The sequence below is a fragment of the Staphylococcus piscifermentans genome, from assembly GCF_900186985.1.
Taxonomy (GTDB): domain Bacteria; phylum Bacillota; class Bacilli; order Staphylococcales; family Staphylococcaceae; genus Staphylococcus; species Staphylococcus piscifermentans.
Genome location: NZ_LT906447.1, coordinates 1,419,524 through 1,433,568 on the forward strand (window position 1 = coordinate 1,419,524; position 14,045 = coordinate 1,433,568).

Sequence of the window (14,045 nt, forward strand, 5' to 3'; positions counted from 1 at the left end):
CAACAAATGAAAATAGGAGGAATTTTTAGTTATGGGTAAAATTATAGGTATTGACTTAGGTACAACAAATTCTTGCGTGGCTGTTTTAGAAGGCGACGAACCAAAAGTAATTCAAAATCCAGAAGGTGCACGTACAACTCCATCAGTTGTAGCATTCAAAAATGGTGAAACTCAAGTAGGTGAAGTTGCAAAACGCCAAGCAATTACTAATCCAAATACTATTCAATCAATCAAACGTGAAATGGGTACTGATCACAAAGTTGATGTTGAAGGTAAATCATATACACCACAAGAAATCTCAGCAATGATTTTACAAAATTTAAAAAGTACTGCTGAAAGTTATTTAGGTGATAAAGTAGACAAAGCAGTTATCACTGTACCTGCTTACTTTAATGATGCAGAACGTCAAGCAACAAAAGATGCAGGTAAAATCGCTGGATTAGAAGTTGAACGTATTATCAACGAACCTACAGCTGCTGCTTTAGCTTATGGTTTAGATAAAACTGAACAAGATGAAAAAGTATTAGTATTTGACTTAGGCGGCGGTACATTTGACGTTTCTATTCTTGAATTAGGCGACGGTGTATTTGAAGTGTTATCAACTGCCGGCGATAATAAATTAGGCGGTGATGACTTTGACCAAGTTATCATTGACTATTTAGTAGAAGAATTCAAAAAAGAAAATGGCATTGACTTATCACAAGATAAAATGGCTCTACAACGTTTGAAAGATGCTGCTGAAAAAGCTAAAAAAGACTTATCTGGTGTATCTCAAACACAAATTTCATTACCATTTATCTCTGCTGGTGAAAGTGGACCATTACACTTGGAACTAACTTTAACTCGTTCTAAATTCGAAGAGTTATCTGATGATTTAGTTCGCCGTACAATGGGACCAACTCGTCAAGCATTAAGCGATGCAGGTTTAACTAGCAAAGATATTGACGAAGTTATCCTTGTGGGTGGTTCTACTCGTATTCCAGCTGTTCAAGAAGCAGTTAAAAAAGAAGTAGGCAAAGAACCAAACAAAAGCGTTAACCCAGACGAAGTTGTTGCAATGGGCGCAGCTATCCAAGGTGGCGTAATCTCTGGTGATGTTAAAGATGTTGTATTACTAGACGTAACTCCATTATCATTAGGTATTGAAATTATGGGTGGACGTATGAACACATTAATCGAAAGAAATACAACAATCCCAACATCTAAATCACAAGTTTACTCAACAGCTGCTGATAATCAACCAGCTGTAGATATTCACGTATTACAAGGTGAACGTCCGATGGCTTCTGATAACAAAACTTTAGGAAGATTCTCATTAACTGACATTCCACCAGCTCCACGCGGCGTACCTCAAATCGAAGTAACATTTGATATTGATAAAAACGGTATTGTTAACGTAACTGCTAAAGATTTAGGTACTAATAAAGAGCAAAATATCACTATTGAATCTAGTTCAGCATTATCAGATGACGAAATCGATCGTATGGTTAAAGATGCAGAACAAAATGCTGAAGAAGATAAAAAACGTCGTGAAGAAAGTGACCTCAGAAATGAAGCAGACAGCTTAGTATTCCAAGTTGATAAAACATTGAAAGATTTAGGCGACAACGTTTCTGAAGACGATAAAAAACAAGCTAAAGATAAAAAAGAAGCTTTAAAATCTGCACTTGAAGGCCAAGACTTAGATGATATCAAATCTAAAAAAGAAGAGCTTGAAAAAGTCGTTCAAGACTTATCTATGAAAGTTTACCAACAAGCACAGCAAGCTCAACAAGGTCAACAAGGAGACGCTGCAGGTTCAAACCAAAGCGATGTTGAAGATGCTGATTACACTGAAGTCAAAGATGACGACGATAAAAAAGACAATAAATAATTGTTTTTATATCAATAGTGCAAGCTGCACATTAATTAAATAATCGTTTGCGGCTTCTTGAATTAAAATTTAAGTCAAAGTCAATTGTACATTGGCTTTGACTTTTTATTATTTAAACAACTATACTTTATAAGGTAAAAAATGAAATGTTTTATAGATAAGGAGAGATTACAGTGGCAAAAAGAGACTATTATGAAGTCTTAGGTGTCAGCAAAGATGCGTCAAAAGACGAAATCAAAAAAGCTTACCGTAAATTGTCCAAAAAATATCACCCAGATATTAACCAAGAAGAGGGCGCTGAAGAAAAATTCAAAGAAATTTCAGAGGCTTATGAAGTACTCAGCGATGAAAATAAACGTGCTAACTACGACCAATTCGGTCATAGCGGTCCACAAGGTGGCTTTGGCGGCCAAGGATTCGGCGGTGGTCAGGACTTTAGCGGTTTCGGCGGCGGCTTCGAAGACATTTTCAGTTCTTTCTTTGGTGGAGGCGCGCAACGTGATCCTAATGCACCTCGTAAAGGTGACGACCTTCAATACACCATGACAGTAACATTTGAAGAAGCTGTTTTCGGTACTGAAAAGGAAATTTCAATACGTAAACAAGTGAAATGTGAAACTTGTGGCGGCTCAGGTGCAAAACCAGGTTCTAAGAAAAAAACTTGTCATTATTGTAATGGATCAGGTCATGTTTCAGTCGAACAAAATACGATTTTAGGACGCGTAAGAACAGAAAAAGTGTGTCCAGTTTGTAATGGTACAGGAGAAGAAATTGAAGAGCCTTGTCCAACTTGTCATGGCAAAGGAACTGAAACTAAAAATGTTAAAATTAAAGTAAAAGTTCCAGAAGGTGTCGACAATGACCAACAAATCCGTTTAGCAGGAAAAGGCGCTCCAGGTCATAACGGCGGTCCACAAGGTGATTTATACGTTGTATTCCGCGTTGAACCATCGGATACCTTTGAACGTGAAGGAGACGATATTTTCTATAACTTAAATATCAGTTTCCCTCAAGCAGCATTAGGTGATGAAATTAAAGTACCAACATTAAATGGCCATGTCATGTTAAGTGTGCCTGAAGGTACTCAAGACGGTAAACAATTCCGTATGAAAGAAAAAGGTATAAAAAATGTTCATGGCTACGGCTATGGTGATTTATTTGTTAATATTAGTGTTGTAACACCAACCAAACTAAATGATAAACAAAAATCATTAATGCGGGAATTTGCCGATGTAAGCGGAGAAGAAATTACAGAACAACCAACAAACTTCAAAGAGCGTGCTCGCAGATTCTTTAAAGGAGAATAAAAGCTATGAACTGGGTGGAACTTTCAATTGTAGTAAATCATGATGTACAGGAATTTGTAACGAATATACTGGAAGAAAATGGTTCAAATGGCGTCGTTATTGAAGATTCAAATGACTTAAATGGACAACTTGCAGATAAATTCGGCGAAATATATGAATTAAATCCTAACGATTATCCTGAAAGTGGTGTTCGAATTAAGGCTTATTTTAATGAGCTTGATTTTTCTCAGACACTTAAATCTAAAATCTTAGAGAGCATAAAAGAATTAAGTGATCTTAATCAGGTTTTATTTGAATATAAAGAAGAAATTATCAAGGAATCTGATTGGGAAAACGAATGGAAAAACTATTTCCATCCATTTAAAGCATCTGACCATTTTACAATAGTTCCAAGTTGGGAAAGCTATCAAAAAGAGGATGACTCTGAGTTGTGCATCGAGTTGGATCCAGGTATGGCTTTTGGAACTGGTGATCATCCTACTACAAGCATGTGTTTAAATGCGATTGAACAATATGTTTCTCCTAAGGACAGTGTAATTGATGTTGGTACGGGTTCAGGTATTTTAAGTATTGCGTGTCATTTGCTTGGCGTAAAACACATTAAAGCAGTTGATCTGGATGAAATGGCGGTCAGGGTAGCTAAGGAAAACTTTGAAAAAAATTCTTGTGAAAAGGCAATTGAAACAACAACCGGTAACTTGTTGCATGAAGAATCAGGTAAATATGATGTTGTTATTGCAAATATCTTAGCGCATATTATTGATGAAATGATAGAAGACGCTTATAATACTTTAAATGAAAAGGGTCGCTTTATTACATCAGGAATTATAGAAGAAAAAAGCGATGAAATTACTGAACATATGAAGCGTGCAGGTTTTAATATCATTTCTATTAATCACGACAACGGTTGGGTTTGTATCGTTGGCGAGAAAGCGAGCAATTAATATGCAAAGATATTTTATAAATCAAAACGCTGATGAAAATCAGCGTTTTTTTATTACAGACAAAGAGGATATACATCATATTTCTAATGTAATGCGAAATCAGCCTGATGACTTGATTGTTATTACTTTTAATCACAGTGTTGTTTTTAAATGCAGAATTATTTCTATAGAGAACCATGAAATTGAAGTAGAATTAGTAGAGCAACAAAATTCTGATACTGAATTACCTGTAGAAGTTACAATATGCAGTGGTTTACTTAAATCTGATAAATACGAATGGCTGCTACAAAAATGCACAGAATTAGGTGCTGCCCATTTTATTCCTGTCCAAATGCAGAGATCAGTTGCAAAACTAAATCAGAGTAAAGTTGATAAAAAGCTTGTACGTTGGAATAAGATTGTTAAAGAAGCAGCTGAACAAAGTTATCGCTTAGTAATCCCTACAATTGAATTTGTATCGAATTTACAGCAAGTATATGTTAATATAGATAGATATGATTATGTTCTTATCGCGTATGAAGATGCTGCTAAAGGAGGCGAAGCCAGCCAATTTAAAAAAGCACTTCAAAACTTTAAAAATGGAGACCGTATATTAATTATTTTCGGCCCCGAAGGCGGATTGAGCGAAGAAGAAGTTGATTTGTTCCGAGATAAAAGTTTTATCGTAGGATTAGGTAAACGTATTTTAAGAGCTGAAACTGCGCCGCTATATGCGTTAAGTGCAATAAGTTATGAAAAAGAATTAATGGGGTGAAGAAATGTCAACTGTAGCTTTTCATACCTTAGGTTGTAAAGTTAACCATTATGAAACTGAAGCAATTTGGCAATTATTTAAAGACGCTGGCTATGATCGAGTGGAATTTGATACCAACGCAGATGTCTTTGTTATAAATACATGTACTGTTACGAATACTGGAGATAAAAAAAGCCGACAAATCATACGTCGTGCCATCAGAAAAAATCCTGAAGCAGTGGTCTGTGTCACAGGTTGTTATGCACAAACATCATCAGCTGAAATCATGGAAATTCCAGGGGTTGATGTAGTAGTTGGGACACAGGATCGAACTAAGTTACTAGATTATATTGAAGAATTCAAAGCAGAACGAGAACCTATCAATGGTGTAGGCAATATTATGAAAAATCGTAAATATGAAGAGTTAGAAGTTCCTTATTTTACAGACAGAACAAGAGCTTCTCTTAAAATTCAAGAAGGATGCAATAATTTCTGTACTTTTTGTATCATTCCATGGGCACGTGGCCTTATGCGTTCTAGAGACCCAGAAAAAGTGGTTGAACAAGCAACAACACTTGTTAATTCCGGCTACAAAGAAATTGTTCTTACAGGTATTCATACAGGCGGCTATGGTCAAGATTTAAAAGATTACAACTTAGCGCAGTTACTAAGAGATTTGGAAACTGTTGAAGGTCTTGAACGTATTAGAATTTCTTCAATAGAGGCGAGTCAATTAACTGACGAAGTTATTAATGTCATTTCAAATTCAAATAAAGTAGTACGTCACTTACATGTGCCATTACAATCAGGCTCTGATTCTGTATTGAAAAGAATGCGCAGAAAATATTCTATGGCACACTTTTCTGAGCGTTTGATGAAGTTACATGACGCATTACCTGGTTTAGCAGTAACGAGTGATGTAATTGTAGGCTTCCCTGGTGAAACTGAAGAAGAATTCCAAGAAACTTATGATTTTATTTTAAAACACCATTTTTCTGAATTACATGTCTTTCCATATTCTGCACGTACTGGTACACCAGCTGCAAGAATGGATGATCAAATTGATGAAAACATTAAAAATGACCGCGTTCATAAATTAATTGAATTAAGCAATCAATTAGCTAAACAATATGCTTCTCACTTTGAAGATGAAGTATTGGAAGTTATTCCTGAAGAAGCAGGAGAACATCCAGGTACGCTTGTAGGTTACGCTGACAACTATATGAAAGTGGAATTTGAAGGCGATGAGTCACTGATTGGTGAACTCGTTCGTGTAAAAATCACCAAAGCAGGTTACCCGTTAAATGAAGGTCATGTAGTCAGAGTAATCGACCATGCATCCAACCGTAGTGAATTCACAGCTATTATCTAAGATTCAAAAAATTAATTATTCTAATTGACCGCAACTATCATATATATTATACTTATGATTGCATAGCATATAGCGTGTTATGCAGTCGAAAAATAAAGTTCCGTTGATATTTGGAGGGAGGGAAATACAGATGTCTAAAACAGTAGTCCGTAAAAACGAATCACTTGAAGATGCATTACGCCGTTTCAAACGCTCAGTTTCAAAAAGCGGTACAATTCAAGAAGTACGTAAACGTGAATTTTACGAAAAACCAAGTGTTAAACGTAAAAAGAAATCTGAAGCTGCACGTAAACGTAAATTTAAATAATTGATATGTCTGTTGACTCCCTCAACAACAAATATGAATTATATAAATGCAGTTTTTGAAGACCGTATAAATTACTCTAATCAGTAGTTTATACGGTCTTTTCTTTTACAAGTTTTCCTAAATTCATTTTCTATAAATTCACTCTATTAAAACTATAATTCTTTATATTTGTCATGTATAATGAAAAAGAGAGCGAGGTGAATTTATGTCACATTCCATCGAAATTTTACATAATATTTCGGTATTTCAGACAAGTCAAAGCCCCTTAATGCAACGTTTTGGAGAGTTTATTACCAGTCCACTTATATCCTTGATTTTAACCTGTATTATTTTTCTCGGTTTCCTTTATCAACTTTACTCAAAGCGAATCAACTTTGCAGGAATTATTGCCTCATTAGCTTTGATGACACTCTTTCTAGGTTTTTTAATTCAAGGAGAAGTATCTTTAATTTCAATCGGTCTTTTTATTCTAGGCGTCATACTTCTTACCATTGAATTTTTTGTAGTAGGTGCAGTGATTGGGATAGCCGGAATTATTCTAATTACAATCAGTATTATTATGTTAGGCGACAGTATACTATGGATGTTGATAAACGTAGTAATTGCCTTTATTTTATCAATTGTTGAATGGGTGATATTGGTGAAAGGATTTAACAAAAAAATTTCTTTATTCGAAAAAGTAATCTTAAGGGACTCTACAACATCTGAAGCTGGCTATACTTCACATGACGACCGCTCTAACTTAGTAGGTCAAACTGCTGAAACACTCACTGAGCTTCGACCAGCAGGAATCATTTCCTTAAATGATGAACGGATTGATGCTGTATCGGATGGTACATTTATTCAGAGAGGTGTGAAAGTCAAAGTCACTGAAGTTGAGGGTTCACGAGTAGTAGTCAGAGAAATACCTACAAATACTTAATTTAAAAGGAGGCACAGTACAGTTACTAAAAATGTAATTAAAAGGCAGTAAATATCTCTGAATATAGTTATAATTGAATTGAGGTGGCAATGATGAATAAGACTAAAGAAATTATTGGAAAATTAGGGAGTACTATTTCCAACCCATCTAATCGTAAATATACAGCATACATTCGGATTACAAACCCATCACAACTTGATGCATTACAAAATCAATTTGAATTTTTAATGCATCACCGTAACTGTCCATGTTTTTAGCGGTTGTATCTATGATTTTGGTCGATTGAAAAAAGAAGGTGGCAGAATATGCTGAGAGCGTATAAAACCGAAATCAATCCTTCTTTTGAACAACGTCAGACCATAAACCGAACCATCGGCACATGCCGTTGGATTTACAACAAATTTATCGAGACTAATCAAAATTTATATAAAATCGGGCAATCATATATGAATGGTTTTGCCTTCAGCAAATGGATGAAAAATGTATATCTTCCCAATAACCCTGATAAACATTGGGTTAAACAAAGTGCCAGCAAAGCCGTCAAACAATCCATTATGAATGCACATCGTGCTTATCAGACATTTTTCAAAAATAAACAAGGTTATCCGAAGTTTAAAAAGAAATCAGGCATTGGAAGCTATTATTTGATCGGTACCATCCATGTACAACGGCATCGCATCCAATTGCCGAAGCTGGGATGGATTAAATTAAAAGAAAGAGGTTACATCCCAACAAATAATATAAAATCTGCCACCATTGTTAAAGAATATGACAGATATTATGTGTCGGTATTAGTTGATCAACCGCCTCTCCCTATTTTTAAACCGAAACAGACAGACGGAATCGGTATTGATCTAGGATTGAAAGAAGCTGTATTCACACCCTCCGGTGTAAAAATCAGAAGCTTCAAGACGAATCAAACTATCATCAAACTTGATAAATCTTTGAAAAGACAGCAGCGAAAATTATCCAGAAAGAAAAAAGGTTCTCATAATTGGTATAAACAGTTGTTGAAAGTGCAAAAATTATACCGACGTATTAAAAATATTAAAAAAGATATCAAACGCAAAGGCATACTCTCTATTCTCCGTACAAATCCGCAATTTATTACGATTGAAAATTTAAACATCAAGGGCATGATGAGAAACAAAAGATTGGCCAACAGTTTTCAACAGATCGGACTCGGTTACATTGTCGAATGGTTGAAAATCAAATGTCGAGATTACGGTATTGAATTACGCCAAGTCGACAGATTTTATCCATCCAGCCGAATATGTTCCGATTGCGGACATACACAACCCATGCCTTTGAATCAAAGAACGTATCATTGTAATCATTGCGGAATGATGAAGGACAGAGATATCAATGCCAGTATTAATTTGAAACAAGCAACAGATTACACCGTGATAGTGTAATAAAAATAAAGAAAGGAAAACTGCTAAAAGGTTATCACACAATTTAAATGTATAGATAAAGTTTCAAACTACGGTGGGCTACATCGGAAGTAACGCTCTGGGAGAGGTTCATAGACCTGATTTCAATCGAAATCAACCTCATTGAAAAGAGAAATCCTCTAATAGCATTTGAATATGTTTTTAGTAGCAGAATTAATTATGTTAATACCTCTAGTTATTATTATAATAATTGCTATCATTGCGTTATTAATACTATTTTCATTTGTGCCTATCGGACTATGGATTTCAGCAATTGCTGCTGGTGTTAAAGTTAGCATTGGTACATTAATCGGTATGCGTTTAAGACGTGTATCTCCAAGAAAAGTTATCGCCCCTTTAATTAAAGCACACAAAGCAGGATTAAATCTTACAACAAACCAACTTGAATCACATTACTTAGCAGGAGGAAATGTAGACAGAGTTGTAGATGCCAATATTGCAGCTCAACGTGCAGATATCAATCTGCCTTTCGAAAGAGGAGCAGCTATTGATTTAGCAGGCCGTGATGTATTAGAAGCCGTTCAAATGTCGGTAAATCCGAAAGTAATTGAAACACCATTTATTACTGGGGTGGCGATGAACGGGATTGAAGTGAAAGCCAAAGCCAGAATTACAGTGCGTGCAAATATTTCCAGATTAGTAGGGGGTGCCGGTGAAGAAACAATCATCGCCCGTGTAGGTGAAGGTATTGTTTCCACTATCGGTTCAAGTGAACATCATACAGTCGTTTTAGAAAATCCAGATAATATTTCTAAAACAGTGTTAAGTAAAGGCTTAGACTCAGGAACAGCATTTGAAATCTTATCTATTGATATTGCAGATGTAGATATCGGCAAAAATATCGGTGCCGATCTTCAAACAGAACAAGCACTTGCTGATAAAAATATTGCGCAAGCTAAAGCTGAGGAACGTCGTGCAATGGCGGTAGCATCTGAACAAGAAATGAAAGCTAGAGTTCAAGAAATGCGCGCTAAAGTTGTAGAAGCTGAATCTGAAGTACCGCTTGCTATGTCAGAAGCATTAAGAAAAGGTAATATCGGCGTAAAAGATTATTACAATTTGAAAAATATAGAAGCAGATACAGGAATGAGAGAGTCAATTAACAAACGAACTCATACAGATGACAATAACGAGTCACCAGACAAGTAAAAAGAGGTGATTAAATGAGTATTGGTCTCATAATATTTATTATTAGTATCATCATTTCGATAATAACTGCCATCAATGATAAAAGTCATAAAAAACGTCAAAATCAACCACCTAGGACTCAACAACCGAGACAACAACCAAGCGCAGAAAGAAAAAGTCAAAAAGGTATTTTTGAACAACTAGGCGAAACTTTCGAAGAGTTACAAAGAGAATTCGACAATTCTTCCCAAAAAGAAGTGCGTGAGAATCGACCATCTTCTAAACAACTTGGGAAAACTGAACCCGAAAAAGTTGAAAAAAGAGTTGCTTCAACTCAAGAACAGCCTAAAGAAGAAAGACAAAAACCACGTAATATGAGTCCGAAAGATATGGAGGAAATGAAAGAATTAAATCATTCCTTAAATCAAGAGTTGCACTCATATAGAACTGATATTGATCGCGAGAAAGAAAAACAACTGTTAATGATTGAAAGACGCGCTCAAAAAATTATAAATGACAAATATCTTTCTAATAGAGCAAAAAAAGCAAGACTTAAACAACTATTTGCTGATACCAATGTGCTAGGTAAGAATACAGATGGAAATTTACGTTTTGACGAGGATGAAGTTATAAATGGAATTATTTGGTCTGAAATTTTAAGTAAGCCTAAACAACTGCAATAAATCGATATAGGATTAGATCTTTTCATTGATGAAGGTCTAATCCTTTTTTCGTATTTCAAGTAAACAATATCGGATTATTAATTTAAGAGAACGTGATATAATAGAGTTATGAATATGTGGAAATTATAACTAAGTCCGTAAATTTCCGTTGAGAATAAATATTCTGCATCTTAAAATTAATATTACAGACTACAAGATAGCTGTATTAACGAAAAGGAGTTAATGTATGCCAGGAATCATAGTTATTGACGATATGAATCAAGCCCAAGCGCTTATAGGTAATAATGATGAAAATATACAAGCAATCGAAGAAGCTTTCGAAGTTATTATACATGCGAGAGGGCAAGAAATAGCTGTAAAAGGGCAACAAGAAGAAGAAATTAAGAAGGCTGAGGCTGTTATTAAGAATCTATTGAAAGTAATAGATCAAGGTATATCTATCAACCTAAAAGATGTAGAAGCAGCAATCAAAATGGCTGAAAAAGGATCAATTAATCATTTAGTCGATTTGTACGATGAATCAATCACTAAAGATGCTTATGGAAAAACAATACGTGCTAAAACAATGGGGCAAAGATTATATTTAAATGCCATGAAGCATAATGATTTAGTCTTTGGAATTGGACCAGCAGGTACAGGTAAAACTTTCTTAGCTGTAGTATATGCTGCTAAAGAATTGCGACAAGGTAATGTGAAAAGAATAGTATTAACACGGCCAGCAGTAGAGGCAGGCGAATCACTAGGATTCTTACCGGGTGACTTAAAAGAGAAAGTAGATCCTTATTTGCGTCCATTGTATGATGGTTTGCATACGGTGCTAGGTCCAGAACAGACTGCACGATTTATCGAACGTGGAATTATTGAAGTAGCTCCTTTAGCATATATGAGAGGACGTACTTTAGACGACGCATTTGTTATTTTAGATGAAGCTCAAAATACAACTCATGCGCAAATGAAAATGTTCTTAACTAGACTAGGATTTGGTTCTCAAATGGTCGTAACTGGAGACATGACACAAGTTGATTTGCCTAGAGGCGTTAAAAGCGGTTTGAAACAAGCGGTTAAAAGACTGTCTGGTGTTAAAGGAATCAGTGTCCAAAAATTGGACCAAAGCGACGTAGTACGTCATCCATTGGTCAGTAAAATTATTGATCAGTATGAAGGAGATGAATAGTCAAGATGTTTACAATTGATTTTACAGATCATACCAACGAAGTAAAAGACGAGTGGTATGACCAAATCGATAAATTGCTTACATTTGCAAAATCCGAAGAACAAATAGAAGAAGATGCAGAGTTATCTGTTACATTTGTCGACAAAGACGAAATCCAACAAATCAACAGAGACTACAGAGATAAAGATAAGGTTACAGATGTTATCTCATTCGCCTTAGAAGAGGATGAGCCTGAAATAGAAGGTTTAGATATGCCTAGAGTACTAGGAGATATCGTTATTTGTGCGGATGTTGCTAAAGAACAAGCAGAGCAATATGGCCATTCTTTTGAAAGAGAATTAGGTTTTTTAGCGCTTCACGGTTTTTTACATTTATTAGGTTATGACCATATGACTGAAGAAGATGAAAAAGAAATGTTCGGGCGTCAAAAAACTATTTTAGACAATTACGGTTTAACGAGAGAATAGTTAGATGAATCGTTTCAAATATCCAATACAAGGTCTTTTTACAATCATAAAAAAAGACCAAAATTTTCTGTTGCATTTATTAGCGGCAGCAGTAGTTATTACCGCAGGATTCATCTTCAACATTACTAAATTTGAATGGATTATATTAATTATTGTCATAAGCTTAGTGCTCTCTTTCGAAGCAATAAATACAGCTGTCGAATATGTTGTTGATTTAGTAACAGGTGAATATAAACTATATGCTAAGTATGCAAAAGATATAGCAGCTTTAAGTGTTTTAATCACCTCAATTGCTGCACTTATTATAGGTATTATTATTTTTTTCCCATACATTTTTAAATAGATAACAAAGGAGACACACTACATGGCTTATACTGATGAACATTTCAAAAAAGTAAGAGAAGCACAAAGCCGTTCTTATTCGCCATACAGTAAATTTAAAGTCGGTGCATATTTACGTGCAAAAGACGGTTCAGAATTTTTTGGAGCCAACGTAGAGAATGCAGCTTATGGTGAAGCAATCTGCGCAGAACGTTCAAGCTTAGTGGCTGCAATCAGTCAAGGTTACAAACCGGGCGACTTTGAATCATTGACAATTACTGTGGATGTAGATTCACCGTCTTCTCCATGCGGGTCATGCCGTCAAGTGATTAAAGAATTATGTGATGATGATATGCCTATCTATCTGACAAATCACAAAGGCGAAGTAATTGAAACAAATATAAACGAGTTATTACCATTAGGTTTTTCAGGAAAGGATTTGAATTTATGACAGAACACAAATCTGGGTTTGTCGCAATTATAGGCAGACCTAATGTAGGGAAGTCTACATTTATGAACAGAGTTTTGGGACATAAAATTGCTATTATGTCTGATAAAGCTCAAACAACAAGAAATAAGATACATGGTGTCATGACTGAGGATGACGCACAAATTATCTTTGTTGATACGCCGGGAATCCATAAACCTAAACATAAATTAGGGGACTATATGATGAAAGTGGCAAAAAATACACTTTCTGAAGTAGATGCTGTAATCTTCATGATTAATGCAAATGAAGAAATTGGCCGTGGCGATGAATATATCATGGAAATGCTAAAAAATATAAAAACACCTGTTTTCTTAGTTATTAATAAGATAGATTTAGTGCATCCTGATCAAATAATGCCGATTATTGAAAGTTATGAAAAGCATATGCAATTTACTGAAGCAGTTCCAATGTCAGCACTAGAAGGATTAAATGTAGACCACTTTATTAATGTCTTAAAATCTTATATGCCTGAAGGTCCGCAATATTATCCAGACGGCCAAATATCGGATCACCCTGAACAATTTGTTGTGAGTGAACTCATCAGAGAAAAAGTTTTACACTTAACAAGTGAAGAAATTCCTCACTCAATTGGAGTTAACGTCGAACGTATGGTCAAACAATCTGAGGATAAAGTTAGAATTGAAGCTACCATTTATGTGGAGAGAGATTCACAAAAGGGTATTGTTATCGGTAAAGGCGGAAAAAAATTAAAAGAAATCGGCAAACGAGCTAGATTAGATATTGAGAACTTACTCGGCTCAAAAGTTTATTTAGACTTATGGGTAAAAGTACAAAAAGATTGGCGAAATAAAGTAAACTTTATCCGCCAAATGGGTTATATTGAGGACCAAGATTAAATTGTAAAGGTCG

The 14,045-nt window shown here is 35.2% G+C and carries 15 protein-coding genes; all 15 read left to right on the forward strand.

Annotated elements, in window-relative coordinates; all coding sequences use genetic code 11:
• Positions 1 to 31: 31 nt before the first annotated feature.
• The 15 genes from dnaK (at position 32) to era (ending at position 14,032) form a co-directional block, all read left to right on the forward strand.
• Entirely contained in the window at positions 32 to 1,873 is a 1,842-nt protein-coding gene (gene dnaK, locus CKV71_RS06605) for a molecular chaperone DnaK (protein ID WP_095104960.1), read from the forward strand.
• A 173-nt stretch (positions 1,874 to 2,046) separates the two neighbouring features.
• Positions 2,047 to 3,180, forward strand: a complete 1,134-nt coding sequence (gene dnaJ / locus CKV71_RS06610) for a molecular chaperone DnaJ (RefSeq protein ID WP_095104962.1) — start codon at positions 2,047 to 2,049, stop codon at positions 3,178 to 3,180.
• A gap of 5 nt (positions 3,181 to 3,185) precedes the next feature.
• The gene (gene prmA, locus CKV71_RS06615; RefSeq protein ID WP_095104964.1) at positions 3,186 to 4,124 is read left to right on the forward strand and encodes a 50S ribosomal protein L11 methyltransferase; all 939 of its coding nucleotides are present in this window, start codon (positions 3,186 to 3,188) and stop codon (positions 4,122 to 4,124) included.
• A gap of 1 nt (position 4,125) precedes the next feature.
• Positions 4,126 to 4,878 (forward strand): 16S rRNA (uracil(1498)-N(3))-methyltransferase, encoded by a 753-nt coding sequence (locus CKV71_RS06620; protein ID WP_095104966.1) that lies wholly within the window; start codon positions 4,126 to 4,128, stop codon positions 4,876 to 4,878.
• Between the two features lie 4 nt (positions 4,879 to 4,882).
• A complete protein-coding gene (mtaB, locus tag CKV71_RS06625) occupies positions 4,883 to 6,229 on the forward strand; it encodes a tRNA (N(6)-L-threonylcarbamoyladenosine(37)-C(2))-methylthiotransferase MtaB (protein WP_095104968.1) in 1,347 nt (448 codons plus the stop codon).
• A 130-nt stretch (positions 6,230 to 6,359) separates the two neighbouring features.
• Positions 6,360 to 6,536, forward strand: coding sequence for a 30S ribosomal protein S21 (rpsU, locus tag CKV71_RS06630; protein ID WP_000048060.1), 177 nt, complete (start codon positions 6,360 to 6,362; stop codon positions 6,534 to 6,536).
• Between the two features lie 268 nt (positions 6,537 to 6,804).
• Positions 6,805 to 7,458 carry an NfeD family protein gene (locus CKV71_RS06635; protein WP_371685225.1) on the forward strand — a complete coding sequence of 218 codons (654 nt, stop codon included), beginning with the start codon at positions 6,805 to 6,807 and terminating at the stop codon, positions 7,456 to 7,458.
• Positions 7,459 to 7,763: 305 nt separating this feature from the next.
• Positions 7,764 to 8,873: an RNA-guided endonuclease InsQ/TnpB family protein gene (locus CKV71_RS06640; RefSeq protein ID WP_095104972.1), complete on the forward strand. Its 1,110-nt coding sequence runs from the start codon at positions 7,764 to 7,766 to the stop codon at positions 8,871 to 8,873.
• A 198-nt stretch (positions 8,874 to 9,071) separates the two neighbouring features.
• Positions 9,072 to 10,061: a flotillin-like protein FloA gene (floA, locus tag CKV71_RS06645; protein ID WP_095107266.1), complete on the forward strand. Its 990-nt coding sequence runs from the start codon at positions 9,072 to 9,074 to the stop codon at positions 10,059 to 10,061.
• A 14-nt stretch (positions 10,062 to 10,075) separates the two neighbouring features.
• Positions 10,076 to 10,723, forward strand: coding sequence for a hypothetical protein (locus tag CKV71_RS06650; RefSeq protein ID WP_095104974.1), 648 nt, complete (start codon positions 10,076 to 10,078; stop codon positions 10,721 to 10,723).
• Between the two features lie 226 nt (positions 10,724 to 10,949).
• Positions 10,950 to 11,897, forward strand: coding sequence for a PhoH family protein (locus CKV71_RS06655; RefSeq protein ID WP_095104976.1), 948 nt, complete (start codon positions 10,950 to 10,952; stop codon positions 11,895 to 11,897).
• A 5-nt stretch (positions 11,898 to 11,902) separates the two neighbouring features.
• The gene (gene ybeY, locus CKV71_RS06660) at positions 11,903 to 12,364 is read left to right on the forward strand and encodes an rRNA maturation RNase YbeY (RefSeq protein ID WP_095104978.1); all 462 of its coding nucleotides are present in this window, start codon (positions 11,903 to 11,905) and stop codon (positions 12,362 to 12,364) included.
• A gap of 4 nt (positions 12,365 to 12,368) precedes the next feature.
• Positions 12,369 to 12,707, forward strand: a complete 339-nt coding sequence (locus CKV71_RS06665; protein ID WP_095104980.1) for a diacylglycerol kinase family protein — start codon at positions 12,369 to 12,371, stop codon at positions 12,705 to 12,707.
• Positions 12,708 to 12,728: 21 nt separating this feature from the next.
• Positions 12,729 to 13,136 carry a cytidine deaminase gene (cdd, locus tag CKV71_RS06670; protein ID WP_095104982.1) on the forward strand — a complete coding sequence of 136 codons (408 nt, stop codon included), beginning with the start codon at positions 12,729 to 12,731 and terminating at the stop codon, positions 13,134 to 13,136.
• Entirely contained in the window at positions 13,133 to 14,032 is a 900-nt protein-coding gene (era, locus tag CKV71_RS06675; protein WP_095104984.1) for a GTPase Era, read from the forward strand. Before cdd ends, era begins: the two co-directional genes overlap by 4 nt.
• Positions 14,033 to 14,045: the final 13 nt, after the last annotated feature.